27 protein-coding genes are annotated in these 23,877 nt (G+C 36.9%); 14 read left to right on the forward strand and 13 right to left on the reverse strand.

Annotated features, from left to right (window positions below; translation table 11 throughout):
• Positions 1–2: 2 nt before the first annotated feature.
• Complete coding sequence (locus CJD36_RS16700) at positions 3–692, reverse strand: DUF559 domain-containing protein (RefSeq protein WP_105040349.1); 690 nt, start codon at positions 690–692, stop codon at positions 3–5.
• Positions 693–781: 89 nt separating this feature from the next.
• Here CJD36_RS16700 and CJD36_RS16705 point away from each other — a divergent pair, with 89 nt between their 5' ends.
• Positions 782–1,114 (forward strand): hypothetical protein, encoded by a 333-nt coding sequence (locus CJD36_RS16705; RefSeq protein WP_105040350.1) that lies wholly within the window; start codon positions 782–784, stop codon positions 1,112–1,114.
• Here CJD36_RS16705 and CJD36_RS16710 read toward each other — a convergent pair.
• From CJD36_RS16710 to CJD36_RS16720, 3 genes are all read right to left on the reverse strand, one after another.
• Entirely contained in the window at positions 1,111–1,482 is a 372-nt protein-coding gene (locus CJD36_RS16710) for a hypothetical protein (protein WP_105040351.1), read from the reverse strand. The two genes, CJD36_RS16705 and CJD36_RS16710, sit on opposite strands and share 4 nt — an antisense overlap.
• A gap of 248 nt (positions 1,483–1,730) precedes the next feature.
• Entirely contained in the window at positions 1,731–2,096 is a 366-nt protein-coding gene (locus CJD36_RS16715; protein WP_105040352.1) for a hypothetical protein, read from the reverse strand.
• 70 nt (positions 2,097–2,166) lie between these two features.
• The gene (locus tag CJD36_RS16720) at positions 2,167–2,712 is read right to left on the reverse strand and encodes a GIY-YIG nuclease family protein (RefSeq protein ID WP_105040353.1); all 546 of its coding nucleotides are present in this window, start codon (positions 2,710–2,712) and stop codon (positions 2,167–2,169) included.
• Positions 2,713–3,222: 510 nt separating this feature from the next.
• Here CJD36_RS16720 and CJD36_RS16725 point away from each other — a divergent pair.
• From CJD36_RS16725 to CJD36_RS16745, 4 genes are all read left to right on the forward strand, one after another.
• Entirely contained in the window at positions 3,223–3,648 is a 426-nt protein-coding gene (locus CJD36_RS16725; RefSeq protein ID WP_133162681.1) for a hypothetical protein, read from the forward strand.
• Positions 3,649–3,851: 203 nt separating this feature from the next.
• A complete protein-coding gene (locus tag CJD36_RS16730; RefSeq protein ID WP_161499351.1) occupies positions 3,852–5,390 on the forward strand; it encodes an SIR2 family protein in 1,539 nt (512 codons plus the stop codon).
• A 341-nt stretch (positions 5,391–5,731) separates the two neighbouring features.
• Positions 5,732–6,511, forward strand: a complete 780-nt coding sequence (locus tag CJD36_RS16740) for a hypothetical protein (RefSeq protein ID WP_105040357.1) — start codon at positions 5,732–5,734, stop codon at positions 6,509–6,511.
• A gap of 68 nt (positions 6,512–6,579) precedes the next feature.
• Positions 6,580–7,350, forward strand: a complete 771-nt coding sequence (locus CJD36_RS16745) for a hypothetical protein (RefSeq protein WP_105040358.1) — start codon at positions 6,580–6,582, stop codon at positions 7,348–7,350.
• Positions 7,351–7,456: 106 nt separating this feature from the next.
• Here the strand turns inward: CJD36_RS16745 and CJD36_RS16750 are convergent, their stop codons facing one another.
• Entirely contained in the window at positions 7,457–9,079 is a 1,623-nt protein-coding gene (locus tag CJD36_RS16750) for an ATP-dependent nuclease (protein WP_105040359.1), read from the reverse strand.
• A gap of 81 nt (positions 9,080–9,160) precedes the next feature.
• Positions 9,161–10,666 carry a BT4734/BF3469 family protein gene (locus CJD36_RS16755; RefSeq protein WP_105040360.1) on the reverse strand — a complete coding sequence of 502 codons (1,506 nt, stop codon included), beginning with the start codon at positions 10,664–10,666 and terminating at the stop codon, positions 9,161–9,163.
• A gap of 283 nt (positions 10,667–10,949) precedes the next feature.
• Here CJD36_RS16755 and CJD36_RS16760 point away from each other — a divergent pair, with 283 nt between their 5' ends.
• A complete protein-coding gene (locus CJD36_RS16760) occupies positions 10,950–12,683 on the forward strand; it encodes a DNA translocase FtsK (RefSeq protein WP_105040361.1) in 1,734 nt (577 codons plus the stop codon).
• A 218-nt stretch (positions 12,684–12,901) separates the two neighbouring features.
• Here the strand turns inward: CJD36_RS16760 and CJD36_RS16765 are convergent, their stop codons facing one another.
• Positions 12,902–13,969, reverse strand: coding sequence for a hypothetical protein (locus tag CJD36_RS16765; RefSeq protein WP_105040362.1), 1,068 nt, complete (start codon positions 13,967–13,969; stop codon positions 12,902–12,904).
• Positions 13,970–14,115: 146 nt separating this feature from the next.
• On the opposite strand from CJD36_RS16765, the gene CJD36_RS16770 reads away from it, so the two are divergent.
• Positions 14,116–14,799, forward strand: a complete 684-nt coding sequence (locus tag CJD36_RS16770; RefSeq protein WP_105040363.1) for a hypothetical protein — start codon at positions 14,116–14,118, stop codon at positions 14,797–14,799.
• Between the two features lie 183 nt (positions 14,800–14,982).
• Here the strand turns inward: CJD36_RS16770 and CJD36_RS16775 are convergent, their stop codons facing one another.
• Positions 14,983–15,237 carry a helix-turn-helix domain-containing protein gene (locus CJD36_RS16775; protein WP_105040364.1) on the reverse strand — a complete coding sequence of 85 codons (255 nt, stop codon included), beginning with the start codon at positions 15,235–15,237 and terminating at the stop codon, positions 14,983–14,985.
• 87 nt (positions 15,238–15,324) lie between these two features.
• On the opposite strand from CJD36_RS16775, the gene CJD36_RS16780 reads away from it, so the two are divergent.
• Together CJD36_RS16780 and CJD36_RS16785 are read left to right on the forward strand one after the other, a co-directional pair.
• Positions 15,325–16,164 carry a hypothetical protein gene (locus CJD36_RS16780; RefSeq protein ID WP_105040365.1) on the forward strand — a complete coding sequence of 280 codons (840 nt, stop codon included), beginning with the start codon at positions 15,325–15,327 and terminating at the stop codon, positions 16,162–16,164.
• Between the two features lie 35 nt (positions 16,165–16,199).
• On the forward strand, positions 16,200–16,484 hold the full coding sequence (locus CJD36_RS16785; protein WP_105040366.1) for a hypothetical protein: 285 nt from the start codon (positions 16,200–16,202) through the stop codon (positions 16,482–16,484).
• Positions 16,485–16,681: 197 nt separating this feature from the next.
• Here CJD36_RS16785 and CJD36_RS16790 read toward each other — a convergent pair whose 3' ends face one another.
• A complete protein-coding gene (locus CJD36_RS16790; RefSeq protein ID WP_105040367.1) occupies positions 16,682–16,918 on the reverse strand; it encodes a hypothetical protein in 237 nt (78 codons plus the stop codon).
• Between the two features lie 134 nt (positions 16,919–17,052).
• Here CJD36_RS16790 and CJD36_RS16795 point away from each other — a divergent pair, with 134 nt between their 5' ends.
• Together CJD36_RS16795 and CJD36_RS16800 are read left to right on the forward strand one after the other, a co-directional pair.
• Positions 17,053–17,388, forward strand: coding sequence for a DUF6876 family protein (locus CJD36_RS16795; RefSeq protein WP_105040368.1), 336 nt, complete (start codon positions 17,053–17,055; stop codon positions 17,386–17,388).
• A 22-nt stretch (positions 17,389–17,410) separates the two neighbouring features.
• Entirely contained in the window at positions 17,411–17,650 is a 240-nt protein-coding gene (locus CJD36_RS16800; protein ID WP_105040369.1) for a hypothetical protein, read from the forward strand.
• Positions 17,651–18,073: 423 nt separating this feature from the next.
• Here the strand turns inward: CJD36_RS16800 and CJD36_RS16805 are convergent, their stop codons facing one another.
• From CJD36_RS16805 to CJD36_RS16820, 4 genes are all read right to left on the reverse strand, one after another.
• The gene (locus CJD36_RS16805) at positions 18,074–18,550 is read right to left on the reverse strand and encodes a hypothetical protein (protein WP_105040370.1); all 477 of its coding nucleotides are present in this window, start codon (positions 18,548–18,550) and stop codon (positions 18,074–18,076) included.
• Positions 18,551–18,673: 123 nt separating this feature from the next.
• Complete coding sequence (locus tag CJD36_RS16810) at positions 18,674–19,612, reverse strand: DNA cytosine methyltransferase (RefSeq protein ID WP_105040371.1); 939 nt, start codon at positions 19,610–19,612, stop codon at positions 18,674–18,676.
• Between the two features lie 63 nt (positions 19,613–19,675).
• On the reverse strand, positions 19,676–20,566 hold the full coding sequence (locus tag CJD36_RS16815; RefSeq protein WP_105040372.1) for a hypothetical protein: 891 nt from the start codon (positions 20,564–20,566) through the stop codon (positions 19,676–19,678).
• A 140-nt stretch (positions 20,567–20,706) separates the two neighbouring features.
• Positions 20,707–21,168 carry a hypothetical protein gene (locus CJD36_RS16820; RefSeq protein WP_133162682.1) on the reverse strand — a complete coding sequence of 154 codons (462 nt, stop codon included), beginning with the start codon at positions 21,166–21,168 and terminating at the stop codon, positions 20,707–20,709.
• A 189-nt stretch (positions 21,169–21,357) separates the two neighbouring features.
• On the opposite strand from CJD36_RS16820, the gene CJD36_RS16825 reads away from it, so the two are divergent.
• The 3 genes from CJD36_RS16825 (at position 21,358) to CJD36_RS16835 (ending at position 23,871) form a co-directional block, all read left to right on the forward strand.
• Entirely contained in the window at positions 21,358–22,149 is a 792-nt protein-coding gene (locus tag CJD36_RS16825; protein ID WP_105040374.1) for a hypothetical protein, read from the forward strand.
• Positions 22,150–22,262: 113 nt separating this feature from the next.
• A complete protein-coding gene (locus CJD36_RS16830; protein WP_105040375.1) occupies positions 22,263–23,507 on the forward strand; it encodes a tyrosine-type recombinase/integrase in 1,245 nt (414 codons plus the stop codon).
• 91 nt (positions 23,508–23,598) lie between these two features.
• Positions 23,599–23,871: a hypothetical protein gene (locus CJD36_RS16835; RefSeq protein ID WP_133162683.1), complete on the forward strand. Its 273-nt coding sequence runs from the start codon at positions 23,599–23,601 to the stop codon at positions 23,869–23,871.
• Positions 23,872–23,877 lie beyond the last annotated feature (6 nt).

Genomic DNA, 23,877 nt, shown 5'->3' on the forward strand with positions numbered 1-23,877 from the left:
ATTTAATTTTTTGCTTCAACCATTTTCCTGATGTCGCCAACCACTTTATCAATCGACTCTCTAACGTCTTTACCTGTGAAACGCATTACTACGAAACCCAGTTCCTGTAGCTTCCTATCTATTCCCCGATCTCTCTTAGCTTGTTCCTCGGTTCGCTCATGATAGCTATGTCCATCGGTATAAACGCATATCGGCCTTCTTCCATTGGGAAGATAGAAGTCAGGCTGGGTAAGCAGATCGGCATATTTTAAACGTAAATCTTTCTCTTCCGAATTATTGATGTGAGCTTTCTTGCCGAACCTATTTAATGGAAACTGTACTTCGAAATAAATATTACTTTCCAATAGTTTAGGGTATAATTTCCGTTCGAGTGGACTTTGTAATACCGTCAGGCAGGTCACACAGTTTTTCGATTGTTTAAAGTTACAACTGGAACATATTTCATCGGCTGTATTAGCCTTCTCGATGTGTGCCGCAGTAGCGGCTTCGATTCCCAACTTCTGATACCAGCTTATCGAATCGATAATTACAGATAGCTCTGTGCGAAATTTTATAAGGTCGTCCAATCCGCACTCGAAACACCTATCCCAGTTCTGGCCCTTTTCTCGAACTACAACTTGGAATCGTACAGCATCACCACGATACTGGTTTTCGTTAACCACCTTTATTATCTCTATAGGGACTTTACTCATAATCTTCTCATTATTGAACTTGCGATACGTCTATTGGACTCAAATATAATACACAGAGTTAATATTTATTCCGAAGTTTTGCATTTGCTTTGCGGGAATGCATACACTACGATACTCCGCGTCTGTTATCTTCGGTTATAACCGAAAAGAATATGACCACTCACAAGATACCTACGAAGCAAGGACAGATTTGTAAGATAGTAAACCGACTTCCAGATGAAAACCTGGCAGAGACCTACCTTATCCTTGAAGACTTGGCTTCTTATTCGGACGATGCGACCATCTATGTCGTGAGTATTACCGACCTTCAAAGAAATATATCTAATCCTACTGCCGCACCACGTAAAGCTGTTATGAAATCTAAACTGACCGTTGTTGCCGAAGACTTGACGAGCTATGTTGAATCCTGGAACAGGTCTTAGTTGGTAGTTGTACCTAAGAACAAAATATTATACACAGTATATCCTTGTGAATTCTCACTCCCACTTATTTGAACTCCCTTTAACTTCTTGACTTGTAGAGGACGTAAATTCTTATCCTTGTAGTTAACAACAATGTCGAAGTCCAAGTCCAATACATCCCGAGATGATGTATTTACAACCTCCTTATCAAAGTCATTAGACCCGTTGTTATCCAGTGCTATCCTACCATAGTAAGATATATTTCCATCCTTCATGACTTGGTATATCAGTTGTTTGATACTGGCAAACTTCTTACCCCCATTGAGTGCTTCGATATTCACCCATTCATAATTACTGGTATCAAACGTTTCAATTATAGTTCTTCCCATATAGTCCCTTTACGGTAAATATAAACACACAATCCTATATATTCCAAGACTACAACATAAATAATCGAACCAACCATGTTCACTCCACGGATGTCAGTATTGACATGGAACCGCCTTGCTCTGTGCTCTTACATGATTTGCATTCCGACTGAATTTCGAGTACCAGAAGCTCCGTTGTGTGAGTTCTGACACCAGTGCTGCTTGTTACTGTTCGACCATAAAGCCGTAAGCGAACAACGCACAACACTCTAATTTAAACTGGAAAGATCGTGATGCTCAAAATACAATATCAGATTGCCCGTTTTGTCGCTCACGATGTCTTGCACCCGAAGGAACCTTGTACCGTGCGTCACATAGAACGGCTTGTTTTTAGTGAGAAAATCAGCAATTGGTGAAATTGAACGTGTGTCAGACTCTTTCAAATACGTCCATGCTCCAATATAGAGATCGTACGCCGAGGAATGTCTATACATTAGTTTACCTATTACTTGCATCCCTCTTTCATTAATTACATCGATCTTCAAATAGTCGAGTACAGAGCGAGGCTGGTATGGTCTTGGGCTTTTCAGATATTCTGCATATTCTTCGGCAGTGACAAATTCCGTCTTATACATGACCTTTTTTTACCAAACTTACGAATTTGTAGTTTTCCTTTACAATTTCTAATATAAAGATCTTCACAAATTATATCTTATAGAACAATGCGACTACATTAGTGTCTCCTGTAACAGCTAACGGTAGATTTGTAACGATGCCTCCCCTGCTGTTAGCGAGATTCTTTTTGCCTATTGACATAATGCATGCCTTTTCTGCTGCCTTTAGGTTTATCGTACTATCCACCGTGGCGGTCGAGAACATTAAGCTGTCAAGCATGAAATCAATGTGCGGTCGAAGTAATTCCCGGTCTCGTATAAATGTAACCAGGCTATCTGGCAACATTGGTTGGTAAACCTTTCCAGTTAAGTAACCCCCTAACACCTTTTTATCTTTATGAGATACGAAATCGGAAAGTGAGTCTTTGTGATAGATAGTATAAGCCCCACTCAAAATTGCTGAAATGTGTTGCCCTAACCTATGCCGCATGTTTTCGGCGATTCCAACATAATAAGGGACGAAGCCATCATTTATTTGAAAGCCCCATAAGTACACGCCTCGATGCCTACAAACTGATTTCCCTATTTGATCGTAAGGAGCCAAATCAGACCAATTTAACACCAGTTGTGTACTCATGTTTAAATTATTTATGCGCTTTACATGGAAATAAAAGTATGGATTATTATATAGAGCTTCTATAGCTCGAAATGGGAAAATTCATATAGAAATTCCAATATGTTTTTCAGATGCTCTCGTTAACCTCCATAATTAGACTTTATAGTGCCGCACTCCTCCTATAACCGGAGTCAATATTGAACCCGAAGAATAGCATAGAATGGCACAAAGTAAGAGTTGTTAGTAAAAAGACATGCTGCATCAACCCAGCTGAGCATGGCCTGGAGTGATCCAGGCATCGGACCTGTCGGCTTGAGGGTTAATCATCATTTTCGACGTCAACAATGAGTGAAAATTTCTTTTTCAAATATTTTTATTTAGATGTCTTGCTAAAAGTCTACCTTGTAATTTTATAGTTGTTGAGTGTCAACGGATTAGAATTATTTAATAAAAATTATGAATCATTATCTACATTTTGATTAATTATGAAGCAATTATGAATAATTATTTGTATATTATATACTCTTACTTTTGTCAAAAAAAACGATGAACGAACAGTATATTAGTCAAGAAATCATTCGAGTATTGGGTCGCTACAATAGGACTAAACATTTTCCCGGCTTTGCAAATGCACATCAGCTTTCTACATGGTACGGAAATCAATTGCGTCTTCAGGAATGCAAGTGCCATTATTGTGAGACATCAATTATAGACATAAAAAGATTGATTCAAAATGGATTATTAGCGACTCGTGCTGTCGGAGGTGGTGGTGCAAGAGGACCAGTACTTGAAATAGATAAGAAGAGTAATCATTTGGGTTACAATGAAGACAACTGTGTCCTGGCTTGCTATTACTGTAACAATGATAAAAGCTACATCTTTGGTACTGATGACTACAAACGTTTTTATGGTCCAGCGAGAAATGCACATTTCAGAGAATTGATCGGGCAACTATAGTGATATAGCGAGTTCTTTTATCTGCATTCGATAATGTATTACGGTAGCTGATCTTCAAATACACAGTATGTAAAATTTGCGCTGTTTATGTCAATATTGACAATTTCCGAGTTGGTAAATCGAAATACACTTCAAAGTAAGAAACTGTCATATTTGAGCTTAACTTTACTATGATAAATAATAACTATTTACATAAAGACCCTATGAACAAAATTGACATTATAGAGAAAATTGTTTCTGGTATTTCTGAATTCAAAATCATTCCTTTTTTTGGTGCAGGGATGAGTAAACCGTGTGGGGCACTTGACTGGCGAGGATTAGTTGAAACATTAAAATCGGAATTGTCAAATTGCGAAAATATTGATGATAATTTACTAATTGCGGAGCAGTATCAAATACAGTTTGGGAGAGATAAATTGATAGAGAAATTAAGAGATTTGTGTGCGTTGAAAATACGCACTTCAGATACGTATCAAAACCACCTTAAGATTCTGGCGATGAATCCCCCAATAATTTATACAACTAACTATGATAATGCTTTAGAAGAAGCTGCCGACTTAATATCAAAAAAATACCTAAAAATCGTTGGATTGAACGACATTGTCGCATCTCCTCATGGTTCAAATCAAATCATTAAATTTCACGGCGATTTTCAGGATGACCAAAGTATTGTTTTTACACGAAGTGATTATGACGAACGTTTAAAAATTGAAAGACATCCATTAGATGTACTCTTCCGTAGCCATATTTTGGGAAAAAGTGTTTTGTTCTTAGGATATGGTTTTGGTGATGAAAACATTCAGTACATTTTTGAAAAACATAGTGAATTTTACGGAACAGACAATCTACCGCCTTCCTACATTATCTCCTTTAGCCACAACAAAGTAAAGGAAGAAGAGTTAAAAAAGAAGAATGTGACAACTCTCGTATTATCATCGCCAGATGAACTAACATCATTAATAACTGAAATCAATTCTAAAGTTTTTGATAAAGGCAATGATTTTGATTTGACGTTTCTCAATCAAGATATTCACCGTGAAGTACTTTTGAATTTCGAGCTCGATAACTTGAAAAATTACATTAGCTCTACCAATCATACAGGCAAAGAAAAACATGACAAAATACGTCGAACATTAGAAATGAAGATTTTGCCTAACGATGTAGAGCCCAATGTTGCAAAATTATTTATGGAATTCTTATCTGCTGATTATGAAACAGAAATAGTTGACGCCCTTGTCTTGGCATTTGAACATGTATCATTTAGAAATTTCGAAAATATTATTTCTATTTCTTTCAAACTAATAGAATTGACAGAAAACCCACGATATGTTTTTAGTATGTCTAACCCATTTTCATGGTTACTTGCGTTGATGAAAATAGAGATGAAATTATGTAAGGTTTTAGATGATGCAGCGGAGATAAGCAAATGGTATTGTTGTATTATTCTGGGTTACCTTGAAGGCCAAATTGCAGAAAAGAAAAGACTTGAATTTAATCAAGTTGATAGCCTTTTTATTGCTTTACAGACACATAATTATAACCAACTTGATTTAGAAGACCGAGGCTTTACGAAAGAACAAATAGACGAGACAATTCAATTTTATATTGGACAGCACGGACAGATTTTACGCAACAGGCAACAGATGGGTTCAGTGTCAAACGGCCCCAATATGTTCAGACGAAATTTAAAGAACATACAGAATCAATTAACTAATGGACTACCTAAAAATGTGATCGATTAGAATGCCTTTGATAACAAATTTTCCTTCAGTTAGATCCCTCATAATATATAAATAAGCACATGGTATATTTAGTGAACTCGCTCTACATATATTTAATTGGGGTGGTAATTGCATATTTTCTTTTGAAACTGCGATTGAATAAAAATCCCGAAAAATTTAAAGACGCACCATTTGGTGCAAATATCGAGCAAGTCAGTTCTGCGGGGGCACTCATGAGTTGGTTTATTATCTTTATTATCATTGGAATGCGGGTACGTATTTTTTTACTGAAAAATTTCAGATAATAGAAATTGAATTATGCAAGGTTTAAGATTGTAGTTTTATGTCATAATGAGTCCTACATGTTTGAAAATGATAAAGCAGACCTTCAGCAAAAAATATCACAAGTAAAAGAGCATAAGAAAAAGCTTGAAGTTATAATTAGACCATTTCTTTCAGATAACCTTGGAAAGAAGCAAGTTACAGAGCTTTGCCATGTTGGTAAGTTCATAATGTCCTTAAGCGAGAATGCGCATATTGTAAAACATGCTGATAGCCCTGATTTTGTTATTTCCCACAACGGCGAATTGATAGGATTAGAGCACGAACAAGTATTGATTGCAGATAAAGTAGAGAAGTATCGATCACTTAGGAAGCTGTTTGATGACGCTGCTAATGACTTTGAAGTGCAGTATCCTGAATACAAGCTATTGGCTAATTGCCGGTTGGTTGATGAAAACTACTCTTTCGCCAAAAAAGATAGTATTCAATTGAGAAGGTCAATTTGTGAATATATCTATGGGTTAGTAACAGAACAACCAATAGACAAGCCTTCATTTATTGAAGAGGTGAGAATAATGAAACACTCTCAAGTTGCATTTTGTTATAATGGCGGCGCTCACTACGTAAGTGAATTAGATAGCCCAACTTTAAATCGCGCAATCGCGAAGAAAGACGCTTTAATAGAATCATATAAAATGAATTCGGACCTTAAAGAACAATGGCTTTTAATTGTCACGGGCGGAGCTTCAAAAGATTCATTTGAGGTTAACGAAAACAAACTTGAAAATAATATAAGATCGAAATTTCATCGCGTTTATCTTCTTGATGACTTTAGTGCAAAAATTCTACGGATTGTTTAGTTCAAATTATTCAAGTTGGACGTGGCTATTACTACCATAATAATTAAGACGTAAATACATTTGATAAATTGAAAAGCTTAAAAGTAACTTTTGATAAAAATGTTTATGAGTTTGTTGTTGCCCCTGAAAAACAAGCGCTCATTTCCGACAATAAGAGAAATGTCTTTAGGAAAATAAATCAGCTTATCCATTCAGGCATGATTGAGCCGTTTATTTCTGAAACTATCCTAACTTATGAAGTTCTAACTAAAAAAATAAGACAGGAAATCCTGTCAAATAACAACCCTATAATCGCGACAAGCAATGGGCCTTTCATAACAATTGGATCAAATCCTCAAATACACCCGGGCAATTCGATTCAGGATGATGTATTTTTACCCATGGCGATCGACTCAGGTTTTAAAATTTTGCCTGATAGACGATTTGGGAAGCTTACTAATCCTGCCATAAAACCAGAATGGTATTATTTGCCGGATGAAGACTTTTTTGCTGGTACGGAAAGATTTTCCAAAGTAATTAATGAGATAGATAAATTGGATGTGGGTTATAAAGCATTTCAAATCGAATTAGGACTTTTAGAAAATTCTAATTTAAAACCGCACGAAGCAATTCAACAATATAAAGGAAGTCCAAAAAAATTAAGCGCTTTAATTAGTGAAAGAAGCGACGGAGATTCGCTGGCACTCCACATTTCAAATCAGTTAGATTTTTTCTGCACATACGACAAAGGAATAAGCGCGAAAAAATCCGTTTTCAATGAAAAAATTATAGTTCAGCTCAAGGACAAATTTTCCTTTTTAAAAGGCACACCGGAAGAATTGATAGATTTGTTTGGATAGATTTGCTTAGCTTAAGATTGAGTCTATCTTGACAATTTTTAAATCGCTTTTCTGAGCAGCAATAGCAGTTCCTTGTTTATTTTGTCGTTACGATAAGAGGGTATGATTATTTAATACTCTTATTCAGTTTTGTATTAATAGACTTCAATACCTTGATAACTTCTGCTGCCGACTGCTTAAATTCAGCTAATGCATCCTCTCGATTACTTAGTGCCCACAACATGACTTCTTTAACAAGTACTCCTTTTGCATCCTGTTTTTTTAATCCATGGGGCATTTTGAGTACGGCTTGAACTTTTTCTTGAAATCGTTCTGGGTAATATTCTTCAAAATTATCCTTTACAAAGGTGGAGAAGTGTTCTGTCGGCCAAGTTTTAAAGGCGCTCTGCAATTTGCTAATACACTCCTTGCCAGCACTATCTCCATCAGCAATCACCCAAGCCTTTTTATAGTACATTGGACTGGTGTGAATGAATACAAATAGTCTATTGAAATCATGAACTCTGACTTCAAGATCTTGTACCCCTTTTGCAGCTATTGTTTTTATTTTTCCGTAAAGTTCTGGTACAAAATTGGGAATCAGGAAATCACGAATAACATATTCTGCGGATGATTCTTCTAATATTAAGTAGGACTGGTGCAACTCAAAATCAAAAAAATCGTAGCCCAATTTACTAAGAATATCCAATCTGGTTTCCGGCTTATTATCGACCTCTTTTACTGTGGTAGTTGGTACATTTTCATTGATTCCATCAATCTTCGTTTCTGCTTTCCAATCGAAAAAGAAAATTTTGCTCTTTGGAGCTGCGCCTAAATATTTTAAAACGATGCTGGAATGTGTGGAAATGACAAACTGATTACTGCTTGCCTTTTCAATAATTAAATCAAGCAATTTTTTTAGTGCCTTTGGGTGTATATCGTTCTCTAATTCTTCAACTAAAAAAAGCTTGTTGTTTTCCGTAAGTAGAATAACAATGAAGCCTACTATATTAGCTACCCCATCGCCCATTGAACGAATTGGAATCATTGACGAATTGACAGAATACATTCCAGGCTCATTTCCATTCGCGCTCTCTGTTGGAATCACACCGACTCTGAAACCAAGAATATCTTCGCATAGCTTGTTGTACCTATCACTATTTCTACTTGAAATAATTTTGATGATTTTTGCAGACAAATTTCTTAGAGTGTCAGAGACTTTAAATGTCTGATCTCTACCGGTATTAGTATCATAGTACTCTGTTTTTCTTTTTGAAAGAAACGGATAAATAAAATTGTTTAAATTTTCATTATCTGAAAATCGGGGAAAATCAGAAATATTCTCCTTAAAATCAGACTCCTTCTGAAACTCCACACGATCGCCCTTAACTCTTTTGACTTTATCTTGGGAATTGTAAAATAGATTTTCCTCAACTCCATTAACGCTATATATACCCCACATTATTGTAAAACTGGTACCAGTTCTATTCAACTTATCGCTTTTTGAATAAAGTACTGTCTTTTCAATTTCCGACACATCAACAATACTAATGTAAGTTTTCGCATAAGTGGCAGATGTTCTAATATCATACTTATCGAAGGATCGATTTTGAAGATTATATAACGCCTTTATAACTGTTGATTTCCCAGAGTTATTAGCCCCTGTTATAAGGTTTATGTTCTCCGACAGTTCAAGAAGGGTATTTTCGTGACTTTTTACATTTATCAATTCAAGCGATTTTATTTTCATAGCCAATTCTTATTTCAGCTAAATGTACATAACAACATCTTGAAATACTAACTGTTGCAGTGCATATCAATATTGACAATTCTAATCTGCCTCGTTTGATGCTAAGCAATAGTGTATACTGTCAACTTTGTCAAGAATTTGAGTATCCAAAACTCTACCGTTAGCTATTTCTACATCGTCATCAATGTCGCATTCAAATTCAATGTCGTTGGAACCAACTATAGGAATGTAAGTTATCTCCATCGTTTTATTTTTGTATTTAACAATCGCATCAAGATCTATTTGTTCTTCTTTCCAGTATTTCTTTATCGTCCTTATGCCAATTTTCTTACAGCCTTTCCTTGCAGCAACAATCTCTATCAAATCATGAACCTCTTGCTGTGTAGGTTTCTTAGAAAGTGCAAAGCGTAAACAATCGGAGAAAGGATTAATAATATTATGCTTTGCACTTTTCGATTTAAATATTTCTAATAGTTCCTTAGCAATAGTTATAGCCTCTATAGTCTTATTCCTTTTATACAAACTTGCCATTTCAATTGCCAATGATCTTCTTTGAGAAGGTGAAATTGTCTTTTCTTTGCAATGAAAGATTTTAGTTCTTGTAACAGGATAGATTTCGCCAGTATTTTTAATGCCATTATAAATGAAATTGAAATGTCCTTGTAGGTCTCTGAAAGTTGCTTCTGTTACAGTTTTATTTTTATTCAACCATTTTATGTAGTTAAAGATATATGCCGGATCAACATCTGGATTCATATAATAGAGATTGTGAATTATTTGAGCAAAAACTGCGTGTTTCTTTCCATCGGGTATCTTATAAGCAGGTGGCAAAAAAACATGACAGTAGTCAACAGGTCTCATGTCGAATATCCTATTCTTCACTTCAACTTCTGTTTTGAACTTTAGTTTTTTTATCACTTCTGTGATAGGAATACGTTCATACTGAGAAAGTGCATTCTGTAAACAATCGGAAGAAGAAGTAATAATATTATGCTTTGCACTTTTTTCAAGATTCTTTTCTTTTGTAAGAATATACTGTTCCGGTATTTCTATTATGGCAGAAGGATTATAATAACAATCAGGATCGTATGATATGTACCAGGCATTGGACTTACTTTTCGTTTGAGGATCTAAATTTAAATCAGTGAAAATATATTCGCAGATATATCGCCTTATACTATCGAAATTGTCAGCAGTAATCTCATTTTCAACTTTTGTAAAGAAAGACAAACCTTGTCCTGAGCAAGACAAACATATCATTGATATGAAATCCCTATACTTCTCTATGATTTTGCTTTTCAAATTCAATGCATCGCCCTCTTTATCTATGTCGAAGTACATGTAACCGCTGAACTCTTTTATACTGGCATCATCACGATAGGTTACAGTGCAGCATGGTGTGATATTTGGCAGAAATCTCTTTAGCTTGACTTTGTTTGCTGTATATTTAGGATGTGTTGCATCAAGTGCTCTTATGGCCTTTATTGCTGGTGTGTCATTGACCTTGATAAGTTTTACAAGTCTTTCAATACTTATCTTCCTGTTTGGATTGCAGTCTCTAATCCCTTTTTCAAAATAACTGTACATTATAAAATAAAAAAACCGGACGAAGGCTGGAAGACACTTGTCCGGTTTGGTTTTGAAACCAATATCGTTAAAATAGACTGACACCTTCCAGAGCAATCAGCTATCATACTTTACATACTGTTGTTTCAAACAATTGTAAACTATAAAGCGATATTACAGGCAACCTTCAACTCCGAGAAGTGATTTGAGATAAATACTTTCGTTCCCCAATAAGCGATACATAGTACGTATTGACATTTACCATTCAGTTATATTTGTGAATAAATATTAAACTATAAAAAGCATGTTTAGTTGGTTAAAGAGAAAACCAAAGCAAGTCGACGAATTAAAAAAGGACAAACAACCTAATTTGAATTCATCCGAGAAATCAAATGATCTATCGGTTTATATCGAAGATGGCAAAGCAATAGCTGAACGGATAACCGAAACCATAAATGCACCAACAATTATTGGGAGTGATATTTCGGGCATAATGAATGATACATTACAGCATATAGATGTCCAAATACAACTGGCAGTAAGCACCATAATTCAGACCACTGTGTTAGAAGATTATGTCTACCCTGCTGTAACTCTTCTTAATGAGCAGCCTGAAACAGTTAGAGATATTGATCTGGCGGCACTTGAAGAAAATAAATCGAATCTCGTTACAGCTTTAAACAGTTTTGGTGTAAACATTCAGAGTATCGCGGCTACGGTAGGACCAACAGAAACGTTATTTGAAATTGTCCCAGCAGTTGGAGTAAGAATTGCTAAGATTGTTAACTTAAAAGAAGACATTTCTCTAACATTAAATGCTCCTGGTATCAGCATCATAGCTCCCATCCCAGGCAAGGGAACAATTGGTATTAGCATACCAAACAAAGTAAGACAAACGGTTTACATCCGCTCATTGATAGAAACAGAATTGTCAAGTTCAGACAATATGGAGCTACCCATTTCTTTGGGTAAGAGGTCTGACAATACTGATTATATAGCTGATCTTACTGCATTGCCTCATCTGTTGGTTGCAGGTGCAACAGGACAAGGTAAGTCGGTCGGAATAAACGCAATTATTGTATCTCTGCTTTACAGGAAGCATCCGTCAGAGCTAAAGTTTGTAATGATAGATACGAAACAAGTAGAACTTGTCGCTTATGAACCCATTGCCAACTACTTCCTTGCCAAGTTGCCAACAGGCAAATCTGCGATAGTAACTGACGCAACAAAAGCTATCGATACGCTTGGTGCACTTTGCCTTGAAATGGATAACCGGTATGAGTTACTCAAAGATGCGAGTGTGCGTAATATCAAGGATTATCATAGGAAGGCCGAGAACGATAGTCGTGATTATAGACACAAGGACCTACCTTACATTGTCCTTATCATAGAAGAGTTTGCAGATTTAATGATTAGGTCAGGTAGAGAGGTTGAAATGCCGTTGACAAGATTAGCACAAACTGGACGTGTTGTAGGTATTCATTTAATTATTTCTACACAACATCCGTCATCAGATGTTATAACAGCCAATTTAAAGGCTAATTTCCTGGGTCGTATATCTTTCAAGGTGACTTCTAAAATCAATTCACGAACAATTCTTGATGTTAACGGTGCTGAAACACTTCTGGGAAATGGCGATATGCTGATTGCAATAAATAATGAGGTACAACGTATTCAATGTGCTTATATAAGCAATGCAGAAGTGGACAAGGTGGTCGAATCCATTGCAAATCAACAAGGGTATCCTACCGCATATTTGCTTCCCGAAACTGACACTTCAGGTTGGAACGATGCAACCATTAATTTACGTTATCGAGATAAGATGTTCAATGACTGTGCACGTCTGGTTGTACAAATGCAATCAGGTTCTACTTCCAATATACAACGACGCTTTAACCTTGGCTATAACAAAGCGGGACGAATTATGGACCAACTTGAAGCAGCTGGCATCGTTGGACCAGCCTACGGTAGCAACCCTCGTGAAGTATACTATAAAACCGAACTTGAAATAGAAAGCTTTCTACAGTCATTGAAATGAAATCAATATGCTATATCAAAGAAGAAAGTTTGATAAAGCAATATCAATATTGACATCACGGAATGACTATTAGGTATCAAAGTGAAACTCTATCATTAAGGTGGCGAACATTTATATTAAGAATGAATCGGCAAGCTTAGCAAGTCTCAGAATATGTATTGATACAGTCAGCGCAGTTCGTTAGACCAATTGAAATTGTGGAAAGGAATGCTGAAATGTTAGTTAGGCCAATATCCTAAAATGGAAGCCATAACAAGTTCTGTAAGACCATATTCTCTACGGTTCTGCCAATCACATATAAGGGATATATCCTCAAAAGGCTCATTAAAATCGATGGTCAATTGAATAAGAGCTGCGATTTGATTGTACAATATCACCTTCGCTAATAGCACATCTTTTCTCTTTGTAATAAAAACCAAGTGAGCGTCCTTCGGAAAGTTTATATCGCTTGATTCAAACGGCTTTGCCCCTTCAAAATCATAATTCGCAAATCCAGACGTACTATTATTGACAATCCAATTTCTCAGAGGGTCAAATCGGTCGTTCATTACAAAGTCTCGTCCCATCTTTAATGCAAGAAAATTAAAGGCAATCTTCGCAAAAATTCTTAAATGGGATAGGTCTATGAAACTTTTCTGTTGAAAGCTTAATTCTCCTGTGTTTGAATGCACTGGATTATCAGAAGGTATTGTTTGCCCAATTTTTTTGATAATTTCAGAATTCAAAACGAAGTTGCTATGGGTATTTAACGCAAGAAAAGCATTGAAATTCTCTTCAACTTTGTCTTGAATGGCAAAGATGATAGTATCTGCATCGAGTTCATTTGTTTTAATGATTTTTATTCTTAGTCCTTCGGGTATGCTGCATAGGATGCGATATTTTTCCGCTTCTAATAAAAAATCACCATAAACTTGAGGCGTAAATGAAAAGCTGCATGAACCACTTCTAAGATTTATCCGAGCCTGAGGAATTTCTACTGTCAATTTTTGCTGAATATATCCTAATAACACATCCGAGTTATGTTCAACTCTCTTAATAACATAAATCCTTGACTTAGTAGCTTTGCTATTGGAAAGGCTTCCCTTTTTGCCTGGTCCGTAAAATTGGCGAATTGTCCCAATGAATGAGTCCCTTATAAACTCTTGCTCTAACTTAGATATTTCATTATTGAATCTGTCACTAACATACCCTATAGACAAAGCAACTCTACCTCCTAACGCTTGTGGAAACACATGTTCTTCACTGTTATACACCAAGTCAACAACACCTTTTAAATATATGCACATAGGATAAAGGTAAAGTATAAACGTAAAGCATTACTGTAATGTGATTAACTATAGGAGAAAGCTAAAGTCATGCTAAGACCCATTAACTTGTTTTCCGTTGTCGTAGTTACCTGTTACCCTTGCTACATAAAAACAAACGAAATTTTATGGAAGCAAACGAACAAGTACTCGCGTTCATCAAGAACAACCCAAACACAAACAAGGTAGCCATCAGTGACGCAACTGGAATCAAAGGGTTACCTCTCTTCAACATTTTAAAGAAGTTGCAAACCGAGCAGCAGATAACCTCTCAGGGTGAAGGACCAGATATGACCTTCTCTGCTGTTGTCGAAGAAACACCTGCGGGTGACAATGAAACTCCTGTGGTAATCGAACCAATAGTTCCTATCGTAACTCCTTCTACAGAAGAAACTGCCGACAAGCAGAATGTTACTGAAGACAAGGCTCCACTTGAAGAAAAGAAGGAAGAACCGGTAGCCAAGGTAACGTCAACAAGAAACAAGGACAAGTATATCTTCAATGCCGAAGAGTATGGCAAGGGTCCTTTAGTAAGAACCGTTGTTGCACAATACATGATTGACCACCCATCAACAACATTCAAGCAACTCAAGGAAAAATTTCCTGATACCCTCATGAAGCGCTTCGGGGTGTTTGAAGAAATGGCAAAGGCTAAGGAACTGAGTGGAACAAGAGATCGGTATTTCTTCAAAAGTGAACATTTGATAAAGACAGCCGATAAGAAGACGCTCTCGGTATGCTCGCAGTGGACAGCGGGTCTAATCGGTCCGTTTCTGGATGTCGCTCGCAAGCTTGGCTACGACATTTCGTAAGTACAATCCTCATTTGTAAATTGAATGGACATCAGAAATGGTGTCCATTTTTATTTTGCGCTGAAGTCAAAAAACGTCTTGCTATTCTTGACCAAATCATTTGCCTTAAGCGTTTATATCTACTTGCTGCTTAGAGTCAAAAAACAAACTCAGAATTGCGCCAGATGAACATTGGTAAACTTGTTACTTCTGCACGCTTTCTTTTTTAAAATCAAAGAAATCTTTCGGCTCAACTCCCAACGTTGATGCAAACAGAAATACGAAACTAATACTTGCTCCTATTTCACCTCTTTCAATCCTTCCTATTTGTGATAATGCCAAGTCAGTTGAATATGCAAGTGATTCCTGTGTGACACCCTTTTCAAGACGTAGTTCCCTCAGCCTTTTACCAAAAGCTTTCAGTCCTTCTTCGTCCTTATAATTCGGCTTACGTCCCACATGTCAAAGTGATACATAACAGCCCGAATAAATTAACGCACATTTGCTCTATTTGTGATTTTATCGGCTATCTTGCTTAAAAAAATCATGAAGACTAAATCAATTAAGCTATCACTGGCGATTATGGGAATGGCAATTTTATCGTCCCAAGCAGTAAGTGCTCAGAGTGTGGAAGAGCAAATGAACAGGATGTATGGCACAACTGTTACCGCACGAACAAACAATAGCTCAACTCCAAAAGCTACCGGACCAAAAAATGCGCCAGGCAATATGATTTCTGAAAAGCAGATTTATTGGTTTTACCTCAAAAACCAGCATAGGGATATTGCTACCAAGAAATTTGTAAAGTTCAGTACTAATGATACCAATGAAGTAGTATCAGATTACCTCAAGAACATTTACCGCATAGATTTAGCTACCTATAACGAATTTGAAAGGAGAAGGATCCTTGCTAAAACTAAAGACGAGATAAACGCAGGAATTGCTACGCTTAACTATCTAACTGAATATACAAAGTCTGTACTTGTTGAAAGCATTGGAGAATACAGCTTTACTAACCATACCCTCAAGTTTGAATTACGTAACAATAGGTCATTCCTTCACAAATTCAACGGCCTTGATTTTATCGCTGTCAACATTCCTGCTGTAATATCCCACATGTATGTTAACCTCAATGAAGCAGATGCAGAAAAAGTGGTAACAAGACTTAGAGGTCAAGACATCGGAAGGAATGTTGCAGGAGTAAAATACATTAAGATATTGCCTATTGCCATAGAAGGTAAAAAGACCAAATATCTACTGGCAACCGAATCAAAAACAGCCTTCTATTACATGGAGTGGGAAGACGGAAGCTGGAATTATGGCGATAAGATCGGCGAGAGCGAATGGAGTTCGGAAGACGAATTCCCACACCCAGAAATGCAGTAAACAAAATCAATTTAGAAACTATTAAAACTAACAAAATGAAAAAACTATTAATTGTAGTGGCAGTATTATTGGCGTCTTGTCATTCAGGAGCGTCAAGTGATAAGATAGAAAAGTCTTTAAAAGTAGGATTTAAGGAAAGGACAGGTTTTGAAGCTGAAGAGGTACATCTTGTAAAGACATCAGAATATAAATTTGAAGGTTACGTTGTTTACAACTTGTATGGAAACCATCTTCGAAAGAACGTCTATGTTCAAGTCGACATGGATCATCCCGACCAATTTATGTGGAATTATAATGGTGACCTATTTCACGGCAACTAAAATTCCATCTATCTGAATAAATAAGTAAGGACATCAAAGCGATGTCCTTTTCTTTTCATCAATTTCTTATCAGTGGTTTTTAGATTATAGAGATATAAACCCTCTCCCAAGAAACTCAGCATGAACCAATGTATCGTGCACATACAATTGCCCTTTACAGCCTAAAAGAAAATATAGCATAAATCTCTGCCAGCTTATCACAACATTGGCCGGCTTATTGTTTCATCTGCAAATAATTCCATCAATTGGATCAAAGTATCAACATCTTCAATGACTGTGTCAAAATCGGTACTCAATCCTGCATTCTGAAAGCGTAGATAATCGAAGAACACTTTCCTCAGGCTTCTGCTTATCCTCAATGAATCATGGTCTTTATTGAAACTGTTCAGCTTCTCCATCAACTTGTCAGACAGTACCATTTCTTGATTGGGCATTGAATAAACATTTGTCTGAAATTATGCGCGCAATGCAACATGGGCGCCATGTTTGCTTAAGTTTAGCACCCATCATAACAGCGGGGAAAGGAAACGCTGCTATACTGCATCATAATTCAGAACACGGATAAATTATGAATGCAAACGATTCACTCAGGGAGCATACCTGCTCAGACGAATACTACAAATACAACTTCGGCCTTGTAATAACTTCTGGCTCTAAGGCACTCGCGGACAAGTTCAGTTGTTATTGGTTCTTAGACATCATTGCTTCTTATCAAGGACAGTTGAAGAATGACGAGTTCCAAGTATGGACATTGAAAAGGACTGGTGCAAAAGCAATTGTTACGTGCACCGATGGCAATGACAATGTCCTCAAGAAGCAGCGCATACCTTGGACAGACTTCGAAGCAGATGAAGCGACAGTATGGGTTGAATTCGGAACAGCTCTTTTACCGAGCGAACATTGATTAACTCTAAAACAGAAAGACAATGTCAACGAAAGATTATAACGACTATCAGGCAGTGGCAGCACTTGGGCTACTGCCAGACAACGAGAATCCACTCTTTTTATTCAACTCAACATCAAAAGAATTGTTGCTTGATATTGTCAATGGTAGATTAGATCCTGTTCAAATGGCAAGACTTGAACTAATGAACAGAGGACTTGATACTGAAACTGGAAACTGGATTGGCTGGCCTAAAAAATCAATGGAAGATGTGTTCAAGTGAAAACGATAAATCGAAGATGCATCCCTTGATGCAGATTGCCTTGATTCTTGTAGCGATATACTACTTCTTCAAACTGATGGAAATGGCATACCATTGGTATAAGAATGCAAGCAAACTACAGAAGAGAATTGTCTGGTTGACGATTGTAGTTCTATTCATCATGTCGCGCTTTTAGAAAGTGGTCGGGGGATTGGATGACTATAGCAATATCTCTCACTCGTGGGCTGCAATGATAAATATATATTGACAACAAGACCACAACAGCCATTCATAGCGATTAGGTCTTCAACATCACAACGAAACCAATTCAGAGTATAAACGGCAAGCAATCACTAATAAGGTCGAAATTTGAAAAGTATGTGAACGGCCATAAATAGAAAATCCTGCCAATTACAGCAGGACATCTATTCAACGGAACACACCTCATTTTGCTCTTACGCAATTCTCTTTTAGAAAATCCCTTTCAACAATGAATGTTGCAATGAATTGACGACCGTTTTCTATTAGACGGATGCTGCGTTTATAATTGCCTTCCTTTAAAAGTTGATTTACCAAAGAAGATTTCAGATAAGACGTATCCTTTTCATTTGGTAAAATAATCCTGAAATAGTCTGCATTGTTAGCAGTTGCTGGAAAAGGATATGTTACTCCAACAACTTGCCTCAGAAATTCAACTTCAAACATTGATGTGTAAGCTGGTTCTAATTTCTTAGATGCTGATTTCAGTTCATGTACACCATGATCTGACTTAGCCTCAAATCTTAGTGGCTTCTTTGAATCTAAAGAGTATGGGTCAAACCGTCTTTCTTGTTCTTCAAATTCTGTATCCCTGATTAGTTTATTAATGAGGTCTTTTATGACTTCGTCTTTGATATGCTGAGGTGTGTATTCCTGTTCCATTACCTTTTAATTTTAAATAGTCCACAATAGGAAACATAAAAAGTGCAAAGCATAAACAATCGGAAAGAGATATAATTATATTACGGTTTGCACTTTTTCAATTATCAATATTGACATTAATTGCTAACAGTTATACAAAGCAGATTTCATTAGAATCTCATAATGTATATGTTTCATAATGGCTTCAGCAAATTGCGGCATCACCATATTGCCGAGTGCATCTCTTGTACGTGCACTACCCCAAGTAGAGAAGTCATAATTTGTCATGTCCGTCAATATAAGACGTTCTTGAATTGTTAGCTTTTGCCAACGATCGTTCTTATATATTTCTTCACTGTCACCGCCAGTCATGGTACCGAATACTTTCGTAATACCATCTTGCGGCCGCTGCTTAAATTGTCCGGATCGGTAAAATTCGGCACCAACTGTAGCAAAAGCTGATTGCTTAGAGAAATCAACCGGTTGAAGTAGAGGAAAAGAAGGCTTTACTTTTAGATCTTTTCTAACACCAATAATTGTCACTCGGTCTCTGGATTGAAAAGCACCAAAGTTTTCAGCATTTAACACTCTGATGTCCCAATCATAGCCTGTCATTTTATTCATTTTGCTATACACCATGTCTCGGAATGGACGCATCTCGTCACTCATAAATCTTGGGACTTGCTCGATAAAAACAGTTTTTGGTTGCGCTTCTTCGACAATTCGAAGCATTTCAAACATGAGCATGTTAAGAGGATGAAATACGCTTCGATTGCTGCTAAGTGAAGTCATACCAAAACATGGTGGTCCACCAACAAGACAATCAATGTCCCCTTTGTTTATAGTAATGCCGATATTTCTCAACTCTCTTTGAATGTCAGCAAATACAAGGTCGCACACATCTGCTGTGTAGAATGTTTCCATGTCTGCGGCTGTCATATTCTTATGGTTTGCTTCAAATAATTCACGAACATCTTTTTCAATGTCTGTAGAGAATGGCGTGTAGAAATCGGCGCGTTGTGCGCCGATCTCTATACCACGTAAGTTTGAAAATAGTCCGATTGCTATTGGCTTTTTGTTCATAATATGTTTTTTGATTTTGGTTGTTTTAAAAATGATTGAGAATAAACGATTTTTTGGCAGTTATTAAGCGGCTTTTCTAATTACCAATTCGATGTTATATAGATTACCTGCAGCATCCAACCTATGAAATTCTGCACCGCCTTCAAATGCTTCTTTCCTGGAAGTATATGCCACTTCGATTTCTTTACCGAACAACTGACAAAGAGCAGCTGATCCCTCTATGATTACATCTACAGTTTTACCGCTGGCGTATCTAATTTGTATAGACTCCATTGCCTCACATTCAACCATATTACGCTCGCCGGCATAATTATTCTTCGGAGCTTTGCTGGCGGTTGGAGCTGGAGGGACATCGTTGCCGGGAGTTTCGCAAGGAAGTGATGGTGGGTTATTCTCCTCCTTGATGGCTTTTAGCGCTTCTGTATAAGACATTTCATCTTTGTCGATCATACCAAGAAACTCTGGATGATACTTATAGATTTTCTGGTAACCATTCACCATGCCATAACTGTAACCTATGAGCTTTCCGATCTTTGCATCAGTACTATCACCAGGAACATCACAAGCCCAAGTTATGCCAGTTTCATTTTTTGTCAAGTAATCACGGTAATCGATAATCAAATTAGCCAGCGCTTTTTTAGTCAACCTTTTTCTGACGTTCATCAATGAAACAACCTGTGGTATCTCATCGTCCAAAAGATTTTCAATTGTAGTTACTTCAATCTCCTTGATCTTAGCAGCTTTGGCTACCTGAACGAACTCCCAATTGCAGAGTACAACTCCAGTTGCGGTTATTACAACACCTTTGAGGTGTTCTGTCAGTCCGAATCTTCCTAACTGGTCGATTTCAAATTCAGACGGCTTGTCGATTCCGTACCTCTTAAGCATTGCGGCTTGTTTCAATTGATTAACTGGCATCATCTTTACGTTGATCGTGTAGTTTGTCTTTTTCATTTTTTTTGGTTTTAAATTGTTTATGGATTTGGTTAATTGATGACTTTTTTAAGTTTTAGAAATGGCTACGCCTAATCGGTTCGCATTCTCTTTTTGGAACCGTGAGTTTTATTGAATAAATCGCTTATGATAATTACTTACTAAGCAGCAATCGGAGTATAATATGATTGCAGTGCAGGGAAGATGTTGGACAACGTGGTCACTAAATGAGTATTGTTAGCAACAGATAATCTCTTAAGGATTTCCTTAGCTTTTTGCGCAGCTTCTGTAATTGTTATTGAAACAACTGCTTTAATTGTAGTCAATATTCTCTTAGCAGCATTTTGTTTTGACTGTATTGGCAGCGCAACAAAATTTTCAGACACCTTATAGTATATAACTACCATGAACTGACCAACAACAGGCTTTCCAATCGCTCTTACCTTTGATTTGAACCATGTATTTTTATTACACAATACACAAGCTTCAACAACATCAATATTGACAATGTCCAGTCCCTGCTCGATAGCAAGTACTTCTTGGGTAGACTTGATTCTGTTGGCAATCTTCTCATTGAAGAAACCCTTAATAATTTTGATCGTGGTCATTTTCTCGTTCATCATTTTTGTTTTTTTTCAAAGTTATTTTCAGTTGTTCCCTACTTGCTTATTTTAACCTCCCGGTGCTTTTCACCTTCAGAAAAGATTGGTAATTGCTTTCGGCGAAGATAATTTCAGTTGTTGCCCACTTGCTTAGTTTAACCTCCTGCGCCTTTCCAGGCATTTAACTTACTTTGTGAACAAATAGCCACTATGGAAAACACCCGGGAGTATATAATGCTTAAAAATTTAGATAGCTATAAATGGGATGAACAGTTTAGATGTTTAAAGTGCGGTAACAAGACTTATATAAAAGGAGATGAGCCCTTTTCAAGAAGATGCAGTAACAGCAAATGCAAAAGGGACGTAAGCTTGAAAAAATATACGGCTTTTGAAGGTGTGCGTTTTCCAATAGAGAAAGCTATTGGTATATTAGAGTACATTATTGACCACTCCTATTTTGATCCAGACGAGAAGATGATTCCATTCGGCGAAAGACGGCGGTTTGGTTACGAGCTTGTATCTATGTACGACCTTATTAAAATAAGTAAACAAAATAACTGGACACCAGGAAGAATAGACGAGGAACTGCAAGCAGTCTTGAATCAAAATAGACCTTCAATTGGTAAGCTGGCTAAAGAATTCGAAGTAGAAGAAAACACCGTCCTCAAATTCCTTGAAAAAGTCAGCAATAGAATACCAAATAGAATAATGAATCAAACGATAGATCCACTTTACAAGTTGATTGAGTGCGTGAATTATAAAGAAATCACTGAATTAGATTTGTTACTACGTATTGTAATGGTTCCTTTGGTTGGAGAATGGAAGTTTGGATTGAGAGAGATTGATGGTAAATGGTATACCGTTGATGGTGACAGTAAGTCTGCAGAACCATGGTCTGTATTTGAAGCGAAATATTCAGAACGCGAAAAAGACTATTTTTCAATCGGTGAGGAAATCAAATATGGTAGTGACGAATGGTATGAGCTATTTAAAGAGAACTAAAGCTTATAATGGAGTGAGAATATCAATATTGATATTCTGTCTTAGCAACTCTAACATAGCTTTAGCGCGGTAATACAGACGTTGGATTCCCTTATGGTGCATCTTCGATAGGTATGAAAGCGAAGAGCTACAGCATCAATATTCATTTCGATAAACGCTATCCGAAAGCAGGCACAGACCTTTGTCCAATACAGTTAGCAGTAAACATATCTGGATTGCAGTTTAAGGTGGGTCTAAAGCTCTATGCTAATAAAGCGGACTACGACAAGGCATGTAATAGTAAAGGTGGCAGTGAAGAAATAAAAGAACTCAGGAGACAAATAACTGAGTACACGACCAAGGCGGAAACTATATTGGATAGATTACCGAAACCAACAAGGGAAGTTTTTCAAAGATTGTTCAAAAGTGAAACTGATTTATTTGCATCGCAGAAGAATGAGATTACTTTCTTGTTTGAAGAATACATTGCCCATGTAAAAAGCGAGGACAGGATAAAGACGGCACAGAATTTGGCGGGGTCTCTGAAGTCGTTCAAAAAGTATAAAAGCAAAATCTATTTTGAAGACATCAACGAACAGTGGCTTAAAGGTTACAAAGCTTTCATGACTAAAGCGGGCAACTCTGCCACTACTGCTCAAATATATTTACGCAACCTTAGAACGATATTCAACATCGCTATCAAGCAGGGATACATTTCAGAGAAGCACTACCCGTTCAAAACATTTACAATTGGAACATCTGCAAAGAGCAAGTCAGTATTGTATGCAGAGGATTTAAAGAAGCTATGGGACTATGAAGGAACAACGTTAAGGGAGCGCCGGTCGTTAGATTATTTTTGGATGTGCTTTTTTTCTAACGGCTTTAATTATAAAGATTGTTGTTACCTAAAGTTCAAAAACATCAAAGGCGATACGCTGTCATTCGTTAGAGAGAAGACCAAGAACACCAACACTGTAGCCGACAAGCAAATCAACGTCTATATCAACGACAAAATGAGGAGCATCATTGATACATGGGGCAACCAACCTGGTAATCCTGAAGACTATATCTTCCCTATACTCAATGGTAAGACAACGGCAGCAGACAAAGAAGTAAGACGAAATAAAATGCAGAAGCAGATAAATGCAAACCTGAAAGCGATAGGTAAAAAATTGGGTATCCAAGAAAAAGTAATCCTCAATGTAGCGCGCCATTCTTTTGCCACGACACTTAAGGTAAATGGCACACCAATAGCATTTATCTCTGAGGCGATGGGCCACTCAAATGTCACCACAACAAATTTCTATTTAAAGAGCCTACCTACTGAGAAGGCAAGAGAAATGTCTGATTCGCTTTTAAGTTTCAACGACCCTAAGTAGCAATTAATAATATAGAGGATAGCAAGCCTTTAGCATGGTGTAATAGCCGTGCTATTTTCATTTGATGCATCTTCGGATAAAGGAAAAGAAAATGATACAACAAATCAATACAGTAGATGACGTAAAGATATTCTTCAATGAGCTATTGGCTGAAGGTGTAAACTTTCATCCAGACGATCCGATGGAGACATATCAGCATAGAGATACTGGCAAATCGTTTTATAACGACCAGGAGACGTTCGTTCGCAACAATTTACTGGCTCAAGCCTTTGATGTTTGTGAAACTGAAGACGCAGACATCTATGAATTATGTATTGACATTTTTATGAAGGACTTTTATATCGCGTTTCAGCTCGAATTGTAAAAATTT

This window comes from Flavipsychrobacter stenotrophus (assembly GCF_002954265.1).
GTDB lineage: Bacteria > Bacteroidota > Bacteroidia > Chitinophagales > Chitinophagaceae > Flavipsychrobacter > Flavipsychrobacter stenotrophus.

Excerpts from the sequence above, each read along its gene's own strand:
- CJD36_RS16740 (WP_105040357.1), top strand. The coding sequence starts at position 5,732 with ATGTTTGAAAATGATAAAGCAGACCTTCAGCAAAAAATATCACAAGTA.
- CJD36_RS16820 (WP_133162682.1), bottom strand. The coding sequence starts at position 21,168 with ATGATGAACGAGAAAATGACCACGATCAAAATTATTAAGGGTTTCTTC.
- CJD36_RS16755 (WP_105040360.1), bottom strand. The coding sequence starts at position 10,666 with ATGTACAGTTATTTTGAAAAAGGGATTAGAGACTGCAATCCAAACAGG.
- CJD36_RS16720 (WP_105040353.1), bottom strand. The coding sequence starts at position 2,712 with ATGAGTACACAACTGGTGTTAAATTGGTCTGATTTGGCTCCTTACGAT.
- CJD36_RS16780 (WP_105040365.1), top strand. The coding sequence starts at position 15,325 with ATGAAGACTAAATCAATTAAGCTATCACTGGCGATTATGGGAATGGCA.
- CJD36_RS16760 (WP_105040361.1), top strand. The coding sequence starts at position 10,950 with ATGTTTAGTTGGTTAAAGAGAAAACCAAAGCAAGTCGACGAATTAAAA.
- CJD36_RS16830 (WP_105040375.1), top strand. The coding sequence starts at position 22,263 with ATGAAAGCGAAGAGCTACAGCATCAATATTCATTTCGATAAACGCTAT.
- CJD36_RS16810 (WP_105040371.1), bottom strand. The coding sequence starts at position 19,612 with ATGAACAAAAAGCCAATAGCAATCGGACTATTTTCAAACTTACGTGGT.
- CJD36_RS16805 (WP_105040370.1), bottom strand. The coding sequence starts at position 18,550 with ATGGAACAGGAATACACACCTCAGCATATCAAAGACGAAGTCATAAAA.
- CJD36_RS16785 (WP_105040366.1), top strand. The coding sequence starts at position 16,200 with ATGAAAAAACTATTAATTGTAGTGGCAGTATTATTGGCGTCTTGTCAT.
- CJD36_RS16730 (WP_161499351.1), top strand. The coding sequence starts at position 3,852 with ATGAACAAAATTGACATTATAGAGAAAATTGTTTCTGGTATTTCTGAA.
- CJD36_RS16700 (WP_105040349.1), bottom strand. The coding sequence starts at position 692 with ATGAGTAAAGTCCCTATAGAGATAATAAAGGTGGTTAACGAAAACCAG.
- CJD36_RS16825 (WP_105040374.1), top strand. The coding sequence starts at position 21,358 with ATGGAAAACACCCGGGAGTATATAATGCTTAAAAATTTAGATAGCTAT.
- CJD36_RS16715 (WP_105040352.1), bottom strand. The coding sequence starts at position 2,096 with ATGTATAAGACGGAATTTGTCACTGCCGAAGAATATGCAGAATATCTG.
- CJD36_RS16765 (WP_105040362.1), bottom strand. The coding sequence starts at position 13,969 with ATGTGCATATATTTAAAAGGTGTTGTTGACTTGGTGTATAACAGTGAA.
- CJD36_RS16815 (WP_105040372.1), bottom strand. The coding sequence starts at position 20,566 with ATGAAAAAGACAAACTACACGATCAACGTAAAGATGATGCCAGTTAAT.
- CJD36_RS16800 (WP_105040369.1), top strand. The coding sequence starts at position 17,411 with ATGTCAACGAAAGATTATAACGACTATCAGGCAGTGGCAGCACTTGGG.
- CJD36_RS16750 (WP_105040359.1), bottom strand. The coding sequence starts at position 9,079 with ATGAAAATAAAATCGCTTGAATTGATAAATGTAAAAAGTCACGAAAAT.
- CJD36_RS16835 (WP_133162683.1), top strand. The coding sequence starts at position 23,599 with ATGATACAACAAATCAATACAGTAGATGACGTAAAGATATTCTTCAAT.
- CJD36_RS16710 (WP_105040351.1), bottom strand. The coding sequence starts at position 1,482 with ATGGGAAGAACTATAATTGAAACGTTTGATACCAGTAATTATGAATGG.
- CJD36_RS16790 (WP_105040367.1), bottom strand. The coding sequence starts at position 16,918 with ATGCCCAATCAAGAAATGGTACTGTCTGACAAGTTGATGGAGAAGCTG.
- CJD36_RS16770 (WP_105040363.1), top strand. The coding sequence starts at position 14,116 with ATGGAAGCAAACGAACAAGTACTCGCGTTCATCAAGAACAACCCAAAC.
- CJD36_RS16795 (WP_105040368.1), top strand. The coding sequence starts at position 17,053 with ATGAATGCAAACGATTCACTCAGGGAGCATACCTGCTCAGACGAATAC.